This is a genomic window from Chitinophagaceae bacterium, assembly GCA_016717285.1.
Taxonomy (GTDB): Bacteria; Bacteroidota; Bacteroidia; order Chitinophagales; family UBA10324; genus JACCZZ01.
Genome location: JADKFU010000002.1, coordinates 72,721 through 96,721, shown reverse-complemented (window position 1 = coordinate 96,721; position 24,001 = coordinate 72,721). Strand labels below are relative to the sequence as shown.

General features: G+C 42.1%; 11 protein-coding genes and 1 pseudogene. 4 read left to right on the top strand and 8 right to left on the bottom strand.

What is annotated here, in order from left to right:
- The first annotated feature begins 247 nt into the window (after positions 1-247).
- The 3 genes and pseudogenes from IPO83_03710 (at position 248) to IPO83_03700 (ending at position 8,768) form a co-directional block, all read left to right on the top strand.
- Positions 248-6,830: pseudogene (locus IPO83_03710) on the top strand (HAMP domain-containing protein).
- A 9-nt stretch (positions 6,831-6,839) separates the two neighbouring features.
- Positions 6,840-8,108 carry a response regulator gene (locus IPO83_03705; GenBank protein MBK9730387.1) on the top strand — a complete coding sequence of 423 codons (1,269 nt, stop codon included), beginning with the start codon at positions 6,840-6,842 and terminating at the stop codon, positions 8,106-8,108.
- 432 nt (positions 8,109-8,540) lie between these two features.
- On the top strand, positions 8,541-8,768 hold the full coding sequence (locus tag IPO83_03700) for a T9SS type A sorting domain-containing protein (GenBank protein MBK9730386.1): 228 nt from the start codon (positions 8,541-8,543) through the stop codon (positions 8,766-8,768).
- A gap of 85 nt (positions 8,769-8,853) precedes the next feature.
- Here the strand turns inward: IPO83_03700 and IPO83_03695 are convergent, their stop codons facing one another.
- The 5 genes from IPO83_03695 to IPO83_03675 all read right to left on the bottom strand — a co-directional run bounded on the left by IPO83_03695 (position 8,854) and on the right by IPO83_03675 (position 17,248).
- A complete protein-coding gene (locus tag IPO83_03695) occupies positions 8,854-12,255 on the bottom strand; it encodes a T9SS type A sorting domain-containing protein (protein ID MBK9730385.1) in 3,402 nt (1,133 codons plus the stop codon).
- Positions 12,256-12,556: 301 nt separating this feature from the next.
- A complete protein-coding gene (locus tag IPO83_03690; GenBank protein MBK9730384.1) occupies positions 12,557-13,207 on the bottom strand; it encodes a response regulator transcription factor in 651 nt (216 codons plus the stop codon).
- Between the two features lie 60 nt (positions 13,208-13,267).
- On the bottom strand, positions 13,268-16,324 hold the full coding sequence (locus IPO83_03685) for a hypothetical protein (protein ID MBK9730383.1): 3,057 nt from the start codon (positions 16,322-16,324) through the stop codon (positions 13,268-13,270).
- A gap of 161 nt (positions 16,325-16,485) precedes the next feature.
- Positions 16,486-16,830 carry a TfoX/Sxy family protein gene (locus tag IPO83_03680; protein ID MBK9730382.1) on the bottom strand — a complete coding sequence of 115 codons (345 nt, stop codon included), beginning with the start codon at positions 16,828-16,830 and terminating at the stop codon, positions 16,486-16,488.
- Between the two features lie 46 nt (positions 16,831-16,876).
- Positions 16,877-17,248 (bottom strand): glyoxalase, encoded by a 372-nt coding sequence (locus tag IPO83_03675; protein ID MBK9730381.1) that lies wholly within the window; start codon positions 17,246-17,248, stop codon positions 16,877-16,879.
- 173 nt (positions 17,249-17,421) lie between these two features.
- Here IPO83_03675 and IPO83_03670 point away from each other — a divergent pair, with 173 nt between their 5' ends.
- Entirely contained in the window at positions 17,422-17,997 is a 576-nt protein-coding gene (locus IPO83_03670) for a VIT family protein (protein ID MBK9730380.1), read from the top strand.
- A gap of 647 nt (positions 17,998-18,644) precedes the next feature.
- On the opposite strand, the gene IPO83_03665 is transcribed toward IPO83_03670, so the two are convergent.
- Genes IPO83_03665 through IPO83_03655 form a run of 3 tightly spaced genes read right to left on the bottom strand, consistent with a single transcriptional unit; the run spans position 18,645 to position 23,972 of the window.
- A complete protein-coding gene (locus IPO83_03665) occupies positions 18,645-19,364 on the bottom strand; it encodes an alpha/beta hydrolase (GenBank protein ID MBK9730379.1) in 720 nt (239 codons plus the stop codon).
- Positions 19,365-19,374: 10 nt separating this feature from the next.
- Entirely contained in the window at positions 19,375-21,474 is a 2,100-nt protein-coding gene (gene glgX, locus IPO83_03660) for a glycogen debranching protein GlgX (GenBank protein MBK9730378.1), read from the bottom strand.
- An 11-nt stretch (positions 21,475-21,485) separates the two neighbouring features.
- A complete protein-coding gene (locus tag IPO83_03655) occupies positions 21,486-23,972 on the bottom strand; it encodes a glycogen/starch/alpha-glucan phosphorylase (GenBank protein MBK9730377.1) in 2,487 nt (828 codons plus the stop codon).
- Between the last annotated feature and the right edge of the window lie 29 nt (positions 23,973-24,001).

Below are 24,001 nucleotides of genomic sequence, written 5' to 3'. Positions count from 1 at the left end.
TGAGGAATTTTTTCTACGATTTTTTAATTCTTGCATTATTAATTTGACTATGTAAAGTTGTTCTGTTTTTTTTGTGAAAACATTTTACATCATCCACTTTCGCTGAAAATATTTACAACGTTAAACACGCCTGCATATGCAAAAATCACTGAACAACAACCTTCTTGAAACAGATGAGCTGATTTCCAAAAAGAATGGAGCTACCGAAAAAAAGAAAAGCAATTCAAAAAAAACAACGCTACAGGATATTGCACTTGCAGGAGGTTCTACGCTCAATCAAAAAGAATTGCTTCGTGTATTGATGGAAGTAAAAAATGGAAACTTCAATGTACGAATGCCTATTGATGAGATTGGATTGAGCGGAAAAATTTATGACACGCTCAACGAAATAATTGCACTGAATGAAAAGATGGTGAATGAATTTACCAAGGCCGGCAATACCATTGGCAAGCAGGGCAAGCTTACACAACGTATTGAAGTGCCGGATGCAAAAGGTGATTGGAGCACAGGCGTGGAATCACTCAATACGCTTATCTCCGATCTCGTTCACCCCACCATCGAAATTGCCCACGTGATCAGCTCTGTTGCAAAAGGAAATCTTTCCGAACAAATGCCACAGGAAATCGGCGGCCATGTGCTCCAGGGAGAGTTCGCGAGAATTGCACGGGAGGTAAATGATATGGTGAAGCAGCTCAACCTCTTCTCTATGGAAGTAACGCGTGTCGCGCGCGAAGTGGGTTCAGAAGGAAAATTAGGCGGACAGGCAAAAGTTAAAGGTGTTGCAGGTGTCTGGAAAGATTTAACGGACAGCGTGAACCAGATGGGAAGTAACCTGACGGCACAGGTGAGAAACATTGCAGAGGTAACTACGGCTGTTGCAAAGGGAGACTTATCAAGAAAGATCACTGTGGATGTGAAAGGTGAAATCCTCGAGTTAAAAAATACCATCAACACCATGGTGGATCAGCTCAACTCTTTTTCTTCCGAAGTAACACGTGTGGCACTGGAGGTGGGAACAGAAGGCAAGCTTGGAGGACAAGCCCAGGTAAAAGGTGTTGCAGGAACGTGGAAAGATTTAACAGACAGTGTGAACCAGATGGCCAGTAACCTGACAGGACAGGTGAGAAATATTGCAGAGGTAACAACAGCAGTTGCGAAAGGTGATTTATCACGTCAGATTACTGTTGACGTAAAAGGAGAAATTCTTGAATTAAAAAATACGATTAACACGATGGTGGATCAGTTGAATTCATTTTCCGCTGAAGTAACACGTGTTGCAAGAGAAGTAGGTTCGGAAGGAAAGCTCGGAGGACAGGCAACTGTTGAAGGCGTAGATGGTGTGTGGAAAGATTTAACGGACAGCGTAAACCAGATGGCGAGTAACCTCACAGGACAAGTGAGAAATATTGCAGAGGTAACCACAGCAGTTGCCAAAGGTGATCTTTCGAAAAAGATTACCGTGGATGTAAAAGGTGAAATTCTTGAGTTGAAAAATACCATCAACACCATGGTGGATCAGTTGAATTCATTTGGTTCAGAAGTAACACGTGTTGCGAGGGAAGTGGGCTCTGAAGGAAAACTCGGTGGTCAGGCCACAGTGCAGGGAGTTGGTGGTGTATGGAAAGATTTAACGGACAGCGTAAACCAGATGGCCAGTAACCTGACAGGCCAGGTGAGAAATATCGCAGAGGTAACAACAGGTCTTGCCAAGGGTGATCTTTCACGAAAAATAACGGTGGATGTGAGAGGAGAAATCCTCGAGTTGAAGAATACCATCAACACGATGGTGGATCAGCTCAACTCTTTTGCATCGGAAGTAACCCGTGTTGCACGTGAAGTAGGTTCTGAAGGAAAACTCGGCGGACAAGCTACCGTTGTGGGCGTGGGTGGTGTATGGAAAGATTTGACCGACAGCGTAAACCAGATGGCCAGTAACCTTACAGGCCAGGTGAGAAATATCGCGGAAGTAACTACAGCAGTAGCCAACGGTGATTTATCAAGAAAAATCGGCGTGGATGTAAAAGGTGAAATCCTCGAATTAAAAAATACCATCAATACGATGGTAGATCAATTGAGAGGATTTGCATCGGAAGTAACACGTGTTGCATTGGAAGTAGGAACAGAAGGTAAGCTCGGAGGACAAGCAACGGTAACCGGTGTAGCAGGAACCTGGAAGGACTTAACAGATAGTGTAAATCAAATGGCCAGTAACCTTACAGGCCAGGTGAGAAATATTGCAGAGGTAACAACAGCCGTTGCAAACGGTGACTTATCAAGAAAAATCGGTGTGGATGTAAAAGGCGAAATCCTCGAATTAAAAAAACACGATCAACACGATGGTGGATCAGTTAAGAGGATTTGCATCTGAAGTAACCCGTGTTGCAAGAGAAGTGGGTTCTGAAGGAAAGCTCGGTGGCCAGGCCACAGTGGAAGGTGTAGGTGGTGTTTGGAAAGATCTTACCGACAGCGTAAACCAAATGGCCAGCAACCTCACCGCGCAGGTAAGAAATATTGCAGAGGTAACAACCGCAGTTGCAAGGGGTGATTTGTCGCGTAAGATTACTGTGGATGTAAAAGGAGAAATCCTTGAATTGAAAAATACCATCAACACGATGGTGGATCAGCTAAATTCGTTTGGATCAGAAGTTACGCGTGTTGCACGTGAAGTAGGATCAGAAGGACAATTGGGAGGACAAGCCGATGTTCCCGGTGTTGGTGGAACATGGAAGGACTTGACTGACAGTGTAAATAAAATGGCGAGTAACCTGACTTCACAGGTAAGAAATATTGCGGAGGTAACTACGGCTGTGGCAAACGGTGACCTTTCCAGGAAAATCGCCGTGGATGTAAAGGGTGAAATCCTTGAATTAAAAAATACCATCAATACGATGGTGGATCAGCTCAGAGGATTTGCATCTGAAGTAACACGTGTTGCAAGAGAAGTTGGGACAGAAGGAAAATTAGGCGGACAGGCAAATGTTCCGGGTGTTGCCGGAACCTGGAAAGATCTTACCGATAGCGTGAATCAAATGGCAGGAAATCTTACTGCACAGGTGAGAAACATTGCAGAAGTAGCCATCGCGGTAGCAAACGGCGACATGTCCAAAAAAATTACGGTGGATGTGCGCGGTGAAATTCTTCAGCTTAAAGAAACGCTGAACACCATGGTGGATCAGCTCCGTGCATTCGCATCTGAAGTAACACGCGTAGCACGTGAGGTGGGAACAGATGGTAAGCTCGGTGGTCAGGCCTTTGTGCCGGGTGTTGCAGGTACGTGGAAAGATCTTACCGACAGCGTAAATCAAATGACAGGTAATCTTACTGCTCAGGTAAGAAACATTGCACAGGTAACGAAAGCTGTTGCCAGCGGTGATCTTTCGAAAACAGTAGCCATCGATGTAAAGGGTGAGATTCTTGATTTAAAAAACACCATCAATACCATGGTGGAACAATTGAACTCTTTTGCATTTGAAGTTACACGTGTGGCAAGAGAAGTAGGAACAGAAGGAAAGCTCGGAGGCCAGGCCGAAGTAAAAGGTGTTGCAGGAACCTGGAAAGATCTTACCGACAGTGTGAATATGATGGCTTCCAACCTTACCAGCCAGGTGCGAGGCATCGCTAAAGTCGTAACATCAGTTGCGACAGGTAACCTCCGGCAAAAATTATCCATCAACGCGATGGGTGAAGTAGCGCAGCTTACCGATACCATCAACGAGATGATTGAAACGCTTGCCGTGTTTGGAGACCAGGTTACCACAGTTGCACGTGAAGTAGGTGTAGAAGGAAAATTAGGCGGACAAGCCAGTGTGCCCGGTGCTTCAGGCATCTGGAAAAACCTTACTGAAAATGTAAACCAGCTCGCACAAAATCTTACCACGCAGGTGCGATCTATTTCAGAAGTGGCATCAGCAGTTACAAAAGGTGACCTCACGAGAATGATTCGTGTGGAAGCAAAGGGTGAGGTGGAAGCATTGAAGGATACCATCAACCAGATGATTGCGAACCTGAAAGAAACGACGCTCAGAAACCAGGATCAGGATTGGCTGAAATCAAACCTTGCGAAATTCACACAGATGCTGCAGGGACAAAAAGATCTATATACCGTTACACAACGCATCCTTTCGGAATTGGCGCAAGTAGTATCTGCACACTACGGAGCGTTTTATATTCTGCGGCAGGATGAAGAAAGTCAGCATGTAAAACTTAAGTTGTTTGCTGCCTATGCTTATAAATCTGAAACAAATATTCCGAAGGAATTTTCTATAGGAGAGGGCTTGATCGGGCAGTGCGCATTCGAGAAAGAAAGAATACTCATCAGCAATGTTCCCGGTGAATACATTCATATCAATTCAGGGCTTGCCCAGGCGAAACCATTTAACCTCATCATTCTTCCTGTGTTGTTTGAAAACAATGTAAAAGCTGTTATCGAGCTGGCCTCACTCGATGCCTTCAGCATTACGCACCTCGATTTTTTAAGTCAGCTCACCGAGAGTCTTGGAATTGTGTTAAACACGATTGAAACCAATACACGTACAGAAGAACTTTTAGCTCAATCGCAATCACTGGCCGGAGAATTAAAAATTCAACAGGAAGAATTAAGGAGAACCAATGATGAATTGCAGGATAAAGCCTTGCTGCTCGTAAAACAAAAAGATGAAGTAGAAGCGAAAAATAAAGAGGTGGAGGAAGCGAGAAAATCGCTGGAGGAAAAAGCGGAACAGCTCACGCTTACTTCAAAATATAAATCAGAGTTCCTGGCCAACATGTCGCATGAATTGCGAACACCGTTGAATAGCTTACTGATTCTTGCACAACAACTCTATGAAAATGCAGAAGGTAATCTGAATGACAAGCAGATCCGCTATGCAAAAACCATTCACTCCTGCGGCGATGATCTAATCCAATTGATCAACGATATTCTGGATCTTTCCAAGATTGAATCAGGGTTTATTACGGCCAACATTTCTCCGGTTCGTTTTTCAGAAATTGCTTCCTTCGTGGAATCTACGTTCAAGCCGATATCAGATGCACGTCATCTCAAATTCACTATCGAAACGGATGCAAAATTGCCGGCTTCAGTCGAAACCGATCTGCAACGACTCAACCAGATTTTAAAGAACCTGCTTTCCAATTCATTTAAGTTCACTGAAAAGGGAGAAGTAAAACTTAAGATCTACCAGGCAACAAAAAACTGGAAGTTTGGAAACGAAAACCTGGATCGTGCCCCGGGCGTTGTGGCATTCGCCATTTCCGACACCGGTATTGGCATTCCACGGGAAAAGCAAAACATCATTTTTGAAGCATTCCAGCAGGCAGAAGGATCCACGAGTCGTAAATACGGAGGCACCGGTCTCGGCTTATCGATTAGCCGCGGCCTTGCCGAATTGCTGGGCGGAACCATAGAGCTGGAAAGTCAGCCCGGACAAGGAAGTACGTTTACCTTATTCCTTCCGATAGAAAACATTGCCGGTACCCTATCCAAAGAGACTGCTGTTAGCTTAAGCGCTTACCAGCAGATGAACCTTAAATCAGAGTCCACGGATATTGACGACCTGCTTCAATCCATCCGCATCAGCAACGAAGGAATTGAAACCAACCTCAGCATTGTTAATGAAATGATCAACGATGCAGGTGATGACCGCACCAATATTCAGCCCAATCAAAAAGTAATTCTGATTGTAGAAGATGATCTTCGCTTCGGTAAGATACTGGTTGAAAAAGCACACCAGGAAAAACTAAAGGCTATTGTAGCAGTAAGCTATCTCGAAGTTTTTGATTTCATTAATCGTTTCAATCCGATTGCCATTACCCTCGATGTGAAGCTTCCCGACACCAGTGGCTGGAGAGTGCTTGACCATCTTAAAAATGATTTGAACTACAGGCATATCCCCATTCACCTGATATCGGGAGAAGAAAACAGTGCGCTCGCTTTAAAAAGAGGTGCAAGAAGTTTTCATCTCAAACCACTGGAAAATGAATCGCTGAAAGAACTGTTCCAGGATATCATTTCCTTTAATAAAAAGGATATCAACCATGTGCTGGTAGTGGAAGACAATGAACTGGATTCATCTCAAATCAACAAACTGTTACAGGGTGAAAACATCAAGGTAACCATCGCTCCTACCGGGAAAAAGGCCATGGAAAAAATAAAAAATAATACCTACGATTGCATCATCCTCGATTATACGCTGCCAGATATTTCCGGAATCGACCTTGTGAATAAGGTAAGTGAAATGAAGCGGAAGACTACAGCGCTGATCGTATACTCCGCCAAAGATTTTGACAAGAATGAGTTGAAACAATTGAACAGGCAATCCAATTCCATTGTACTGAAAGGAGTAAACTCTCTCGAACATCTGCTGGAAGAGACGGTGACACTCCTGCATATCAACCACAAGAATTTATCTCCGGAGAAAAAAAGAGTGATCGAAAACATGCGTACAAAAGAAGACATTCTTGCCATGAAAAATATTCTGGTGGTAGATGACGATGTACGGAACCTGTTCGCGCTTACTACCGTATTCGAACGTTACAACATCAATGTGATCACCGCTGAAAGCGGAAAGGATGCGATCAGTATCCTGAATGAAAATCCAAAAATAGATATGGTGCTGATGGATATTATGATGCCTGAAATGGATGGATATGAAACGACACAAAAAATTCGACGCGAACATAAAAACAGCGCATTGCCGATTATTGCCGTTACAGCAAAAGCCATGAAGGGAGACCGGCAGAAGTGTATCGAAGCCGGCGCATCCGATTATATTACCAAGCCGTTGAAGATAGATCAACTGCTTTCATTAATGAGAATGTGGTTTTATAAATAACAATGTAAGATGCAGCCCAGGATTCTTTTAGTGGATGATCGCCCGGATAACCTGATGTCAATAGAAGCCATCTTAATGCCTGATGGCTATGTTATAGTAAAAGCAAACTCCGGAAAATCCGCGCTGAAAATCTTGTTGCAGGATTATGATTTTGCCTTGATACTGATGGATGTTCAAATGCCTAACATGAATGGATTTGAAACGGCATCGCTGATTTATGAACGGGAGAAGTTGCGGCACATTCCAATCGTCTTTATCACCGCCCACAATTATGGTGAGGAAAATATTTTTAAAGGGTATCAATTGGGTGGTGTCGACTACATCTACAAACCCGTCGATCCTGCGCTGCTGAGTGCGAAGGTGGCGGTATTCGTTGAACTGTATAGAAAAAATCACAGGTTGCTCATTCAGGAACAGAAACTTACGCTGATCAACAGGAACCTTGAATCAGAGATCAGGGAACGAAAGTCATCGGAGGAAAAAATAAAGGCACTTAACAAAGCGCTTATTGAAAATATTGACCGGCTGGAAGCTGCCAATAAGGACCTCGACAATTTTGCTTTTATGGCCTCGCATGATCTACAGGAGCCTTTGCGAAAAATAAGAACCTTCAGTGAACGGTTAGGTTCCAGCCTCGGAGATTTGATTAATGAGGATTCAAAAAAATATATTGACCGGATTGAGAAATCTGCTGAACGCATGCAAACATTGATCAGGGATATATTGGCCTTTTCGAAGATATCGATACAGCAAAAAAAGTTTGTTAAAACGGACCTCAACATCATAATGAAAGAGATCCTTGACGAGTACGAACAGGAATTGAGCGACAAGAATGTTACAGTGGTTTTGGAGCCACTCCCATCATTGGAAGTCATCCCTGAGTTAATACGACTGCTATTCAATAACCTGGTCAACAATGCCATTAAATATCGCAGGGAGAATACAGACCCGCTTATTCGCATTTTTGCAAAATCTGACGACGACCGGACCGATGGTGTGGAAGTAAAAAATAAATATTACAGAATCTATCTGGAAGATAATGGTATAGGCTTCGATCAGGTCTATTCCGAAAAAATTTTCGGGATGTTTGTGCGACTCCATGGCGCTTCCGCATATAAGGGAACCGGCATAGGACTGGCGCTCTGTAAGAAAATCGTGGAAGAACATAACGGGCATATATCCGCGCGAAGCAAATTGAATGAAGGAGCTGTTTTTACTATAGCCCTTCCTGCCGCGAACGTAAATGCTGACAGAGTGAACCGGGAAGTTTCAGCGTGATGAGTTGGGATTCTATAATCCGGAAAATGATACTTGCCATTTTTTGATGATAATTTCAATGTCATATTGATCTGACAGAAAAACAAACTCTTCCCATTAGTTTAGATATTCCGTGATCCTGATAAAGTATCAGTGATGTAAAATCCCAATGTGAAATATATATCTTTCAAAACGAGTTTCCTGCCATTCAACTATGTTTCAACAGATAAAAAATCCAACAACTCTTCCGGCGGATCTGATTTAACAATGGCATTTATTTTTGCATCCATGCGGAGTGAAAATGGAAAGTTTCTACCGTTAAGATTCAGGTTACATTGATGGCACAAGAGTGCTTTGAATTGCTAACCTGATTTCCTATGGGTTTTCTTAAAATTCAAACCCAAGGTTGTCGGGGTTGATGATGATCATTTAAGTTTCACTCAAACAGGAAACATACTACTGTTTCCTATTCCTGCAAATTCAAAACTGTCTGTAGAATTTTCAAACCTCATCGAATCACTCTCCATCTTCTCCATCAATGGTACACACCTACAGGTATTCAATCACCTTCACAAATCAAAATTTGAATTGGATGTGAGTGAGCTGAGCAGTGGCATGTATTTCATAACTGCTTCGTCAAAAAATAAAATTTACAGAGGAAAATTTTTAGTGGAGCGGTGAATTTCTTTCAGACATTTATTCAAAGCCACCGTATCCTTCAGAGGAGATACGGTGGAATTCGGCACTGATGGATAATTCCTGCTCATTATTGCTTCACGAATTTATGAGTGGTTATAAAATCAGCTGTATAAATCTTTATAAAATAAACTCCATCAGCCAAATCTGAAACATCAACACTGTTTTGATTTTGTTCGCGCAACATTTTTTCACCTGTTACACTTGAAATTTCAAATTCAAAATTTCCATTTGCCGGAAGTACGATATTCAATTCAGCAGTAGCCGGGTTTGGGAAAATAGACACAGACTCTTCAGTTAAAATCATTGCATTTTCTGATTCCCTGCACGGAACACTCACCGATGTTGCCGCAGATAGTTTTGAGCAACCGTTACCATCTGATACTTCTACTTTATAATTTGCTTCCGTAGTCGCGGTATAGCTTGACAAAGTAGCGCCCGAAATAAAGCTGCTTCCTTTCTTCCATTTATAAGTGTAACCTGTTCCGGTGTTTGCCTGTAATACCACGCTACCTCCTTCACAGAAAGTGGTGGGTCCCTGCGGAGTAATGGTTGCAGTGGGCAAGTTGTTAACTGTTATTGATATGGCTGCTGATGTTTTTGAGCATCCGGTAGAAGTATTTGTTACTACGACCTTGTAACTGCCCTTTTCTGTTACTGTGTATGTTGACAAAGTCGCACCGGCAATGTCACTGCTTCCTTTCTTCCATTGATAGGCTCTGTTTGCAGCAACCGTTGCATTTAAATCCACACTTCCACCTTTACAAAATGTCGTAGGACCCGCAGGAGTGATCGTAGCGGTTGGAAGTGATTTTACAGTAACAGTCAGCTCATTCGATAAATCAGTTCCTGATACAGGACAAGTGGCCTGCAATACATAATAGTAAGTGCCTGTATTAAGTTTTGCTGTGGTGTAAGAAGGAGTGGTAGCTCCGCTTCCGGCAGACACATTTGAGTAAGGTCCGCCTGAAGTGCCTGATATCATCCATTGGAAAGTGATTCCAGGATCGGTACCGAATGCTGTTGCTGACATGTTATAAACAGCATTTGTACAAACGCTAACCGAAGCAGGTGAAATATTCCCGCCTTCCGGCATGCAAAGTGCAAAATCATCTGATCCGATATCGGAGGGTACATGCAACAACTGGCAATCAATATCTGCGAAAATATATGCAGGTGGTGTGGTGCCCTCACTTTCAATTGCAGCAGAAGCAAAAGTGCCATGCAAATTGCTGATGTTATTGGCGAAGAAAGGATTTGCTGAATTGGAATTGGCATCAGTACCCATATTGAAACTCATACCCGACTGCCATGCTGCAAGTGTGGAGTAGTTAGTTGTTGCACCTTTTCCAACATGTCCTGATATTCCCTGGTCGTTGGCAATATACAAGTCATTATAATCTGACAGAGAACCAAGAACTCCATACTTGTCAATGGTTGGACTTATAATGCAAAAATGACTTGCAACACCGGTTTGTGCGGCAGTGAAATTTGCGAAAACATTATTCTTTATATTAAATGTTCGGGTACCGACTTCAGCAATTTCTAAACAAGCATTTGATGCATTAGGAGAAGAACTACCATCAATGCTAATACTGTTATTCCAGATATCAAAAGTGATTGCGCCAGAACCTGTGTCATCAATATAAATTCCTCTAACATCACGCGTGGCTGTTGCAACACCGGTGTACGATGTTAACAGCTCACTGATGCTGTTATTAAAAATCCTGAAGGTATTAGAAGAATTAGGAGAAGCCACCCGGATGCCACAAACTTTAGGGATGCCGCCAAATGAAGCATTATTTCTCTTTAATGTTCTGATGATGTTATTACTTATTTCACAGGTGCCCGTTCCTGCCGGTACCAGGATTCCGTCCACTGAGGCAGAAGCGCTTGACGTTGATAAATTACGTATTACATTATTTCTTATAGTAAAATAATCCTGGTTTTGCATCCAGATGCCGTACGTTGAAGAACTACCTCCTCCAATGTCATTGGGTACATTGGGGTCACCTATCGAATTAAAAGTAGTACACGATGAGGAGACGATTTGGTTACCTACGTCGAATGTTGTACCACCCGCAATATTTATCCCTGCATAAGAATCGCGAATCGTTATGTCCCTGAATGTATTATTTGAATTGGTCCCCTGCCCCCCTCCCGGGTTTGTAATACTCTTAGAAAAAATTCCAATGGTACTCGTGTTGGTGCGGTCCATGTCAACAGTAATTTTATCAAACACATTATATTGCGCGCCAGAGTCGCCACCGAAAGATTCAAAAACCATTAATCCTGTCTCTACATCACTTGCTTTTGTTCCCAGCGAAACAAGATTAATATTACTGATAGTTGTGTAACGTGCACAAACACCCATAATGGGTTCTTCATTATTAGAAATAGCACCCAACCCAGCAGTACTGCCATATCCAAAACCGCCTCCCTGAACAACAGGAGAACCCCTGTAAGAAAATGTAGCTGGTGTTCCTGTTTTAGCAATAGTTACCGTATTAACAGAGCTTGAGCCTTTAAAAGGACCTGCAAAAACAGGAAAGATGTGGCTTCCGTTTGCTGTTGTGGTATCGTAGGTGGCATCGGTAAGGTTAAGTGTCACGGGTCCTGAAATACCCCGGTGATTAAGGTCAGAAGTAGCAAGCGTAAGACTGGAATAGGTTTGTCCTATGCCTACATTATACGTTCCTGTTGCAACAGGTGTGGGTGCTCCGGGTGTCAATCGGTAATTGTAAGAAGGCCATGCCACCAAAGGACTTAGCAGGCCATGTGAAGTTTGACCAGAGCCGGTAACAAGGTCAATAAAATTTCCAGCGCCACCTGTACCATATTCAATTCCTATACAGGCTCCCCCTAAACTTGTTGGCGGTCCTGTAATAGTCCTTGAGCCATAACGAAACTCTATTACATTGGTGCCTTCGTAAAAAATTACCTGGAAGTTTAATCGAACGTTGGTGCCACCAGTTCCCGTGAAATGTGGATAGTTGGTATACTGAACGGTAAAAGTCTGGCTGCCGGCAGTGCCTTGTGTCTGGTACAAAATATCAGATGACGCATCATCAGTCATATCTGCCCACCATGCGCTGATACTTTTATCAGTGCCACCGGCTCCTGACACATACATGTTGTTGTTGTAAGCTCCTTCAGCAGCAACGGGCGCCACGGCATCAAAAAATAATAATCCGTTGGTGTTTAAGCCAACAGTTGTGTAATTAACTCCTGCATAAGTAAACGTGAAACCAAGTGGAATGGCTGTTTGGTTTACATCATTACCAGTTGCCGTTGAAACTGTTGCTCCACTGCCTGCATTGATAGCAGTATACGCTGCATTAAAAGTAGTACGTGTATACAGTTGGGCGTTAGCCTTCCTGCTTGTTAAACCCATTACAACCAATGCGAAAATAAATACAGGAATGCATTTCATTTGCAGCAGCATGGTGCGCAGTGTGTTTTTGTTTTTCATAAGAAGACAATTTTGGTTTTTGAATTTCTTTCGGACTTTCAAATTGAATGATGAAAATCAGCCCGACAAAATTGCTGCTTGGGAATAAGAAAGTCAATTACCAATTCTGGTGAAAATATTACAGTGCGAAAACATTTCAATTCGTTCGCAACACGTATAAATAGTTGAATAATGGTTTATTATTGGCAAGCAAATTCAACAACGTGTTTGCTTTCGAAATAATGAAGCGTCAATTAGAACCAACACCATATTCAAAGGTGAATGAAATACAATTATTGCCAATAGATTTTGGTGGGCGCAGTTATTTGAGAATCTTCTGTATGATGGTTTTTGAAACTGCCTCGCCAATAGAATTGACCTGCAGTTTCTCATAAATTCTTCGTATCCGGGAATGCACTGTTTCATAGCTGATGCATAACTCTCCCGCAATCATTTTATATGATTTACCGGTAACCAAAAGCTGAAGCACTTCCTTTTCACGACTGCTTAGATTAAATTCTTCTTTGGTTGAATTTGACGGCTGTAACCTGGCAAACTGGTTGAGTACTTTACGTGCGATAACGGGCGTCATCGGAGATCCGCCAGCATATACTTCTTCAATCTGATGAATGAGTGCTTCCATTTTACTGTTCTTTAAAATATAACCATTGGCCCCTGCACAGAGACTCGAAAATACTTTCTCATCATCTTCAAATCCGGTAAGCATAAGCACGGGCAGTTCCGGAAAATCTTTCCGGATTATTTTTACCGCTTCGATTCCGCTTACCGGCGGTATATCAATATCCATCAATACAACATCCGGTTTTAACATGCTAATATTTTCAGACATGCCATCATAAGAAGCATACGCCTCGGCCACGTTGATATTTTCTGTTGTTGATAGCAGCAGACACACGGAATCACAGAAATTCTTATTGTCGTCGAAGCATAAAACCGTAAGTGATTTTTTCATAAGCAGATTTTCAATGCAAAGGTGTTGATCTTCCCGGTCATAAAAAATTACCAGATATGGTCAATTGTCTGAAACAGCTACTTTAATTACGGTACCCTGGTGTTGCATGCTGGTGATACTAAAAGTTCCATTCATACTTTCAGCGCGCGCTTTCATATTTTTTATTCCATTGCCATTATATGCATTGTTGCGTGTGTCAAATCCTTTTCCATTGTCCGCAATCAACATTTCCAACCGGTCAGCATTTCTGTTAACAGATATTTCAACTTCAGAAGCTGCTGCATACTTAATAATATTATGAATGGCTTCTTTATAAATAAGGAAAAGATTCTTACGCTCTTCCATTTTCAAAAAAGTGTTTGTTGATTTTTCATCCCAATTAATTCTAAACCGAATACCGGCGGTTCCTAATATGGCGGCTGCATAACTCTCAATACGCAGCATCAGGCTATTCATTGTATCATTTGCAGAATTGGCAGCCCACACAGCGTCGCCTGTTTTATCAATTATTTCCCGCGACATCGTTTCAATTTTTTCGAGAATACCTTTAGTGTCTTTATGAACCTCCTTATTCAACCTTACATTGGCAACCTGGCTGTAAAAGTTTATGCTTCCTATCGTTGAGCCAATATCATCATGAAGATCGCGTGCAATCTTATTCCGTACTTCCTGCAGTTTTAAAATCTGGCGAATCCTGTAGCGGTAGAATCCATACACAGTGCTCAACAGCAGGAGGATGACAGTCAAATAAAAATAAATGGTTTTGTAAAATGGCGGAATGATGCTAAGAGACAGCGAACGGATTTCGCTTTCTACACCATCCCTGTTGATCGCCTTGTACTTAAAATTAAAATGACCGGGAGGCAAATTGGTGTAAGTGATAAACGGGTTATCACTGGTCCGCCAGTCATCATCAATGTCTGTAAGCTGATACATGTATGTTACCTGTTCATTGCCGGAGAAGCAATTCGAAGAGAGATAAAATTTTAAAAAGTTCTGATCGTGATTCAGCACGAGTTTATTTGAAAGAAATGAATCACGTGACTCATCCATCACCCACAGCCTGGTAACATATACATTTGGTTTTTCAGGGTCCTTCAAAATTTTCCATGGATCGAATGACACAAATCCTCCTTCAAACCCTACACTGAATATTGAATCCCGGTCATCAAAAAAATATCCTCCGATTCCATGAGGCACTCCCAGTTTAAAATCATACAATTTATACGCGTTCATACTGACATTGTAATTCAAAAGTCCTTTAGAAGTGACGATCCAAAGGTTGTCGGCATCCTGCCTTGCGATTCCCTGAAGTGTTTGGTAATCTCCTCTAATAAAAGTGAATGGAGCGTCAGCCCTGTCCGGAAAAAAGCGCATTAATCCGGAGCTTTCAGAAGTCAGCCAAAAGCTTCCGTCATCATTTTCTAGTATATCATAAACATCGTTGACGGATACACTGCGGTTCTCTTGTATATCCTTCCAGTTTTTTTCAGCGACCACAACCCGATGAAACAAACTGTCATTTTCAGAATATGAATGCGGATCAAAATCGCCCGGTAAATAAAATTGTGAAATTCCCTTCGACGCGCCGCAAATCCACATCCTGTTCTGAGAATCGATGAATATCTTACGGGTAAGATTTTCTGCAACCCATTTGTTATTCAACGTCCCACTCAGCCAGAATAAATTTTTTCGTGCACGATCAGCAATAGTTATAAAATGACCATAAAAAGATGCGGCAATAAAATGATGGCCGGCAATCCTGATGTTGGAAATACAGTTTACCCGTGAAGAATAAATGGAGAAATATTTTAGTGATTGTAGCAATGGATTTGCCGGAATTAATTGCAACTCCATGGTTACCGTGTCGAGCATGAACATTGTTTTATTGGTTCCTATCAAGATAGCACCATCAGAATCCATTGATATGCTGAAAAGTTGGAGTCGCTCATTCCTGTAATCAAAGGTTTTGAAGTGGTAATTCCATTCATTCTTTTTTTTATAAAACAGTCCACAAGCTGCCGCTACATATTCTGTACCGCTGTCAGTAATCACGCGGTCAAATACCCTGCAACTATTGTCCTTACCGGGCACAGGGAGATGTGTGACCGTGAACTGGTTTTGCAAAACATCATATACAAACACTCCTTCATCGCTTCCAATCCACATGCGGTTATAATCATCACGATAGATGTAATTAACCCTAGAAGTTATTGGTATTGAAACAGGAAAATCAAAAAATATTTTAGTTTTTAAATCAAAAAAATGAATGCCGGAGCTTTTAGTGCCGCACCATACTATTTTATTTTTATCCTCTGCAAGGCTGATGATTTCATCGGATGAAAAATTCATTTTTCCGGTGCCGTCAAAAACGTAACTCTGCAACAGAACTGTCTTGTCATTGAATTCATGCAACGCATTGTCCCACGCTCCACACCAGATGTTGCCATCGCTGCCTGCAATCATTTTGTTAATCGTTCGTGCCGCTGAAACAGAGGTGCGGAAAGTATCCTCCTTGTATGGAAAGGTCATTATTTTTAATGACTGCATGAGCGACGCAACAAAAACGGCTGAATCTTTAAAGAGAATATCAAAATAGCTCCTTGCCCAATGGAAATCTTTTTTTTCCAGGAAATCCTTTTTTTCCAGGCTGAAAAGTTGCCAGCCGCCGTTAATAAGTCCCAGCCAAAGTGCATTTCGTGCCGAATCAAACCTGATGACATTGATGTTGTCCGATAAAAGTGCAACCTGGTTCTTGTTGTAAGTGGTAAATTTTTGCGTGCGGAAATTGTAAGAGCAAAAACCTGCGGATACAGTACCGATCCAAAGTATAGAATCAAGATCGTAAGCAAGACAGGTAATGTTGTTGCTGCACAAAGAAGTGGAATCATCCGGTTGATGCCGGAACACATAAAAATCACGGCCATCATACCTATTTAATCCATCCTTTGTTCCGAACCACATGAATCCCTGGCTATCGCGAAGCATGCAGGTTACCTGGTTATCAGAAAGTCCATCCTCCGAGGTAAGCTGCTTTAATGCTATAGTTTTTTCTTGCGCCATTCCGGCATAGAAGGAAAATACTAAAATGTTGAGCAGGAAAAGCTTGATTCTCATTTTTCGACATCGATATAGTGCAACTTAATATTTTTCAGTAAAAAAATTAATGTAGCTCCGGATATAAAGTAGCACAGATAGATCCGTTAAAATATATTTTATGGCGGACTTCTCATTTGAAAAATTCCGGCCTGCTTCCACCTCAAATTAATAGTACGTGACTATTTCTTCTTCCTTGATGCTTTCGCTGTTTTATTAAACTCCAATGCCAGTGAAATCCAGTAAGCAAGCTTTTTTCTTGTGTTCAGTGCTTCGATAGCAACAAATACATAACCCTTCATAATTCTTCCGGTGAAATCCATTGGTGTGCATCCTTCCTTTTGCATGGCTTCCTCATACTTCGCCGGATCAAGCCGAACCATAAGGCGTTCCTGTTCTACACCAACACACATTTTATCATTTACCATGAAGCACAATCCGCCAAACATTTTTTTCTCTTCCACATGGTCGTGTGTTTCGGCAATAATTTCACGTGTTTGGCTTGCTAATTTTTCGTTGTATGCCATCGTTTTAATTCTTTTGAAATTCTTAAAAACAGAAACGGCGTGAGGTTCATTTACTTTTACTGAATTCTCCGAAGTGCCACAGAATCCCGGAAGGGTCGTGCACAAAACACTCTTTGCCCCATTCCATTTTGCGTATTGGCACCAATCTAACGCCTTCGTATTTAGCAGCCAGTTCTAATGATTGTACGTCCTTCCAAAAAAGTTCAACATCCTGCACTTCTACAAAAACCATGGTATTATCTATCCAGTCTTTCACATCAGCATCCTGCAGATAAAATCCGAATGCTCCGGTTTTGAAATAAGAAAAGTTGGGACTTAAAACGCTTTCCGTAAAACCAAGGTCGCGGTAAAAGCTGCGGGAAAGTTCAAAATTCCTGGCACCGATAAAAGGGCGGATTGACAAAGCGTTAAGTTCCATATTAATCAGTTTGAATGATGGTGCAATGCTACAATTTATCATTCTTTTTGTAGCATTCAGTACTTTAATATTGTAATGATAAACCAAAAATAGCAGCATGACCTATAGCATTTATTTTTCTGCCACGGATACCTATATTACACGTAATAATTATAGCAAATAATCATTTTCTTATGGCAGTCGTGAAAACAACTTTCTGGCACGGACTCATTAAGCAGAACAGCGGTAAGCTTGATACCGTAGAGCGCATCAATGAAGTAATTTTCGGACTCATCATGGTACTTACTTTTACCTGTACCATTAATATTGCAACAGAATGTCGCAATGAAGTCCGTCTGTATGTGGGGCATGGTTGTAATGTTGCATGGGGAATTATTGATTCTTTCATTTACATTTTTTCAGTGATGATGTATCGTGGAATATCCATGGATGCCGTTCACCTCATACGGAATGCTCCTACTGATACAATAGCAGATGAGGCCATCAGAGATGCTTTGCCTCCTGTGATGGGCTTATTGTTAAAGGATGAACATTACAGTTATTTCCGCAGCGAAATCAAGAAACTTCCGGCGCCACCTCACAAAACAATTGTAACCTGGAATGACATTTTAGGGGCTGTAAAAACTTTTCTGCTTGTGTTCATCTCCACTTTTCCTGTTGCCATTCCATTTATTTTCATGACAGATATATTTCTTGCAACAAGAGTTTCCAACAGCATAGCGCTGGCATTACTTTTCGCAACAGGTTGAATTTTTCGATCAAAAAATATTTCGCCATCACAGCATTTGGGAAGCGGTACTTTTCGTGGAGCGATTTTCATCTCTCCTGTTGCTATCTGCACATCATAAGTCTAAAACAACCCTGGCGTGCAGACAGTTTCCGGTTTTATTTTCCCGATATTTTTACTCAACCCAATTGCTTTTGAAAATGCCGGAGCGTTACAATTGTTTCAAACATGTCCGTGCTGCTATAATTTTCGGCAGGCAACAAACTTTCTCATTGCCAACACCTGGGAATACGGCGCCTCGTTCAGGTTTTTTGAGGGGATGATTGTTTTTATTGTGCCCTTTGTTGTTTTGACTGGATAATAGCGATGATAATTTTTTATCCTATTGGAGTGAAGCATATTTCTCACCGAAAGACTGGATCTGGTTTGGTATTGTAACACAGCGAATAAGGATGCAGGAGACGGCATTGGATTTTCAAGAAGGCGGTTTGCTCGCATTTCAGAAAAATTGGTTTACTGTAACAGGATATTATTTCAATCCATTTTCGGAGGAACAATTCGGCATAATGAACCTTGGCGTTACGTTTTGAAATAAAAGATCCGGTTTAATAGATTACCGTTTTCATAATACTTTTGATAGGTAGCAAAAAAAATTACAGATACCTTCTTTCATTTTCTTCGCAACCACTCATAAAAAGCCGGAAACATTTTCCGCCAGCTGCTTTCGCTATGGGTGCCGGTTTCACTGATGCTTACTATCACCTTGCACTTCATTATTTTTTCAAGGCGGCTGCTGACGGCTTCCATCAACGGTACCATGTTCTCTCCTTCTTTCTTTCCGCCGTAGAAATAATATCGCTGATGCTCGTATCCTTTTGCCGGCATGGCATCAATCTGCGCTAACACATCCGGCACCAGCCAGAAGGAAGGAGAGATGACACCCACAGCGCCGAATACTTTTGGATAGTACAACCCTGCATAAAAAGAAATTAATCCACCGAGTGAGCTGCCTGCTATAGCAGTATGCCCTGGTCCAGAAATGGTTCTGAAATTTTTATCGATATATGGTTTCAGGATTGTAACAAGAATATTGAGATATACACGGCCTAATCCCATGCCATGTTGCTCCGTGTTATTTGGATTGTATTCATTGATCCGTGTTTCACCGCCATTATCGATTCCCACTACTATTCCCGCAAAATTTACAGAATCAAGGTATTCATCAATCTGCCATTCTCCGGAAAACGAAGCCTTCACATCAAAAAGATTTTGACCATCCTGCATGTATAACACAGGATATCGTTTTTCTGAAATTGCATAATCACCCGGCAAGTACACCCATATTCTTCTCTTGATATTGAGCTCAGTGATGTATAATGCAGTGTACATATTTCAGTGCTCAGGTTGCTTTTGAATCTATTCTTGTAAACAGAATTACCACAGATTGTTGCTGTACGTCATACGTTTTTCCATCATGAACAGGAGCATCATCCCAAAAGGAAATATCATGTGGGGAAGGAAGTGAAGTATCGATCCATCTTTTCCAAACCTGACCGGCAGCTTTATTCACGGCCGGTATTTCAAACACAAGCGGCTTGTCGTAAGCGTTGAAAAGGTAATGCATCAGTACTGATCCTCCGATTGACAATGTAGTAACAGCAATGGAATGTGAGGATTCACCCCAGTCAGGCTTATTAAGCTTTACTCCGTGCCATGATATAAGCGGTTTATCAAGCAGCTCCTTCAACCTCATTTGATATTTTTTTTGCGCAGTGTCGCGGATGTTTCTTACGCCATTCAGAATTTGCACGAACCGAAGAACGTCGGCATGCTTCTCCAACAGTGACCAATCAAACCATGTCAATTCACTATCGTGACAATAGGCGTTGTTATTTCCATATTGTGTTCTGCGCACTTCATCACCCATCGAAAGCATGGGCACACCGAGTGACAGCACGTTGATGGTGAGGAAATTTTTCACCTGCACATTGCGGATCGCTTCTACCATCATAAGATCGGTAGGGCCTTCTACACCACAGTTCCAGCTTAAATTATTATTAGTGCCGTCATTGCCGCGCTCACCATTCTCTTCATTGTGTTTTTCATTGTAACTAACCAGGTCATTCAATGTGAATCCATCGTGGCATGTAACAAAGTTGATGCTCTGTTCCGGTTCCCTGTCCTTCTGCAAATAAATATCAGGACTTCCTAAAAGCCTTGAAGCAAGGTGTGGAATAGCACCGTTATCACCTTTCAAAAACGAACGCACATCATCCCTGAATTTTCCGTTCCATTCCTTCCAGCTATCACCGGCAAAAGATCCTACCTGGTATAATCCCGCAGCATCCCATGCTTCTGCAATGAGCTTCACACCTGCCAGTACAGGATCTGATTCAAGGTCCCATAATAATGGCGGATTTACCAGTGTGCCGCCGGACTCATCCCGCGCAAGTATAGAAGCGAGATCGAAACGAAATCCATCCACGTGCATTTCTTTCACCCAAAAATGAATGGAATCAATAATCATTCTTCTTACAATAGATTGATTAGCGTTGAGTGTATTTCCCGTGCCGGAGTAATTCGCATACTTCGATTTGTCTTTGTCGAGGATATAGTAAATGCTATTGTCGATTCCTTTAAATCCATACGTCGGCCCATCTTCAGCTACTTCTGCCGTATGATTGAACACTACATCCAATATCACTTCCAATCCGGCCTGATGAAATGCTTTCACCATGTCGCGAAAATCATCCAGCGCCTGCAAAGGATTTGAGCCAGAAGAATAATCCTGGTGTGGCGCGAAGAAAGAGACCGGGCAATAACCCCAATAATTTACTTTCCCAACCGGACAGTCCTGCTTATCAAACTGAAAAACAGGAAGCAACTCCACAGCAGTAATTCCCAGGTCGACGAGGTAAGGAATTTTTTCAATCAGCCCTTTATACGTTCCTCTTTTCTCCGCTGCAACTCCTGAATTAGGATGTTTCGTGAAACCTGCCACATGCATCTCATAAATAATGGTTTCTGAAAAAGGCAACTCGAGCGGCTTGTCCCCTTCCCAATCGTAAAGTGACAGGTCAGCTACTACACTTTTCATGGATGGAGCCACTGCTTTGCCATGCTGTTTGAATTCATCTCTGTTGAAACCATCGGGAACTGCCACTGCCTTACAGTATGGGTCGAGCAATATTTTATCGTGATCAAAACGATGGCCGTTAACGGGATCATGGGGACCATGCACACGATAACCGTATAGTTGCCCGGATTTTATTCCGGGAATAAAAACATGCCAGTAATGATATGTTTTATTGCGACTCTTATCAAGTTGAATAACATGCGAAGGCCGGAGGTCATTTACGTGCCGAAAAAACAACAACTCTACACCGGTGGCATTTTTTGAAAAGAGAGAAAAGTTAGCGCCATCTTTTGTTAGCGTGGCACCCAACGGATGTGAGAGGCCTCGTTCATTCGTTACTCCACTCGCTGTAGTCAAGCTCATCATAATGTTTTTTAATTCTTACGGAGCTTTATGTTCCAAATTTTTTCACAGTATTCCCGCACCGACCTGTCGGAAGAAAAATAACCCATCCCGGCTACATTGAGGATTGACATTTTCAACCACCTCTCAGATTGCAGATATGTTTCAGCAATTTTTTCCTGGCACTTTATAAAAGCATCGTAATCTGCCAGCACAAAATAAGGATCATCATTCAGCAGTGAATCGACCAATGGTCTGAATACACTGTTATCACCATTCGAAAAAATTCCAGACTGAATCGTATCGATTGCTTCTTTGAGCTCAGAATGCTGTTCATAAAAATCCAGCGGACGGTATCCTTTGGCTTTCCATGCAGCAATTTCATCGGCGGTATTCCCAAAGAGGAAAAAATTTTCAGCGCCCACAGCATCCCGTATTTCAATATTGGCACCATCCAGCGTACCGATGGTGAGCGCGCCGTTCATGGAAAATTTCATGTTACCGGTTCCTGATGCTTCTTTTCCGGCAGTAGAAATCTGCACTGAGAGGTCTGCTGCGCGATACAACCTTTCACTATTCTTTACATTGAAATCAGGATAGAAAACAATTTTCATTCTTCCCGCCACATCAAAATCGTTGTTGATGGTTTCAGCCATTGCATTGATGAGTCTGATAATGAGCTTGGCAAGAAAATATCCGGGAGCAGCTTTACCTCCGAATATATAAGTGCGTGGAACAATTTCGGCTTCCGGATTTTTTTTAATCCGGTTGAATTGTGTGATGATGTGCAACAGACTTAAATGCTGTCGCTTGTATTCATGAATCCGCTTCACCTGAATTTCAAAGAGCGATTCCGGATTCACCAGCACACCGGTAGTAATAATGAGTTGATCAGCCAGTGCCCGTTTATTTTTTTGCTTGATTTCTTTCCATCTTGATTGAAAAGCAGTGTCATCAGCCAGTTGCGTTAATTTCTTTAAATCTGTTTCAAGATGTGTAACCCAACTATCGCCCAGGTGTTCGGTAAGAAGAGCACTCAATCCTGGATTATATTGTTTCATCCATCTCCTTGGTGTTACACCGTTAGTGATGTTCAGGAATTTTTCCGGAGCAACCGTATAGAAATCATGCAGCACTTCCTTTTTCAGTAACTCCGTATGCAAAGCCGATACGCCATTGATGTGATGACTGCCCACGGATGCGAGGTGCGCCATTCGAATTGCTTTGCCGCCGGCCTCATCAATAATAGAAAGACGCGACAACAGTTGATCATCACCGGGAAACCGCTCCTTCACCTCATCCAGGAATCGCTGATTGATTTCAAAAATAATTTCGAGATGCCTTGGCAACACAGACTGAAATAAATACATCGGCCATTTCTCCAATGCTTCCGGTAACAATGTATGATTGGTATAACCGAAAGTTTGTTGCGTAATCTTCCAGGCCTCTTTCCACTCCATCTGATGTTCATCAACAAGTAACCGCATCAACTCCGGAATGGCGATGGATGGATGCGTATCATTCAGTTGTAAGGCAACATTTTCATGGAGCGCATTCAACGGATGTCCACGGAGCTGTTGCATACGGATAGCATCCTGCAAGGAGCAGGAAACAAAAAAATACTGCTGACTCAGCCGCAGCCTTTTACCGGCTTCAGGCACATCATTCGGATAAAGCACTTTGGAAAATGTTTCGGCCCTTATTTTTTCATCTACGGCAGCTTCGTAATTGCCGCGGTTGAATTCACCGAAGTCGAACGACTCCACCGCTTCTGATTTCCACAACCGTAAAAAACTAACGTTGTCATTTTTATATCCCGGAATTGGTGTGTCATAGGCCACTCCTTTCACTTCGTAATCAGGTGTCCAGGTTACGCGATACTTACCGTCATCATCCGTTTGTGCTGCCGTATGACCGCCGAACTTCACTTTGTAAGCAATCTCCGTCTGTGGAAATTCCCATGGATTACCGAACCGGAGCCACTTATCAGCAATTTCCACTTGTTCACCATTTTCAATGCGCTGGTCAAAAATTCCAAACTCATATCGGATTCCATAACCAATAGCGGGCACTTTAAGTGTTGCGAGCGAATCAAGATAACAGGCTGCCAGTCTTCCAAGTCCGCCATTTCCAAGTCCGGGTTCTTCTTCCTGTTGAATCACCTTGTTGAAATCAAGCCCCAGCAGTTCTATCGCTTTTCTTACTTCATCATGAATATTAAGATTGATCAGTACGTTGCCAAGGTGAGGGCCGACAAGAAATTCAGCCGACAGGTAACCTACTATTCTCTCACCCGACTTATGCAATTTTTTCAATGATGGAATCCAGCCATTGAGCATCCGGCCCCGAAGCGTGTACGCTACAGCCAAGTACCAATCATTTAAAGTGGCTATTTCCGGAGTTCTTCCCTGCACATAATAGAGATTGTCGAGAATGGCTTCTTTAATTTCCTCCGGTGTATTTATAAAACGATCTTGATTGATGCCTTGAGTCACCTGTTGGATTTTAATCGTGTGCAGATTGTAAATTAAATGAAAGATTTTTATAA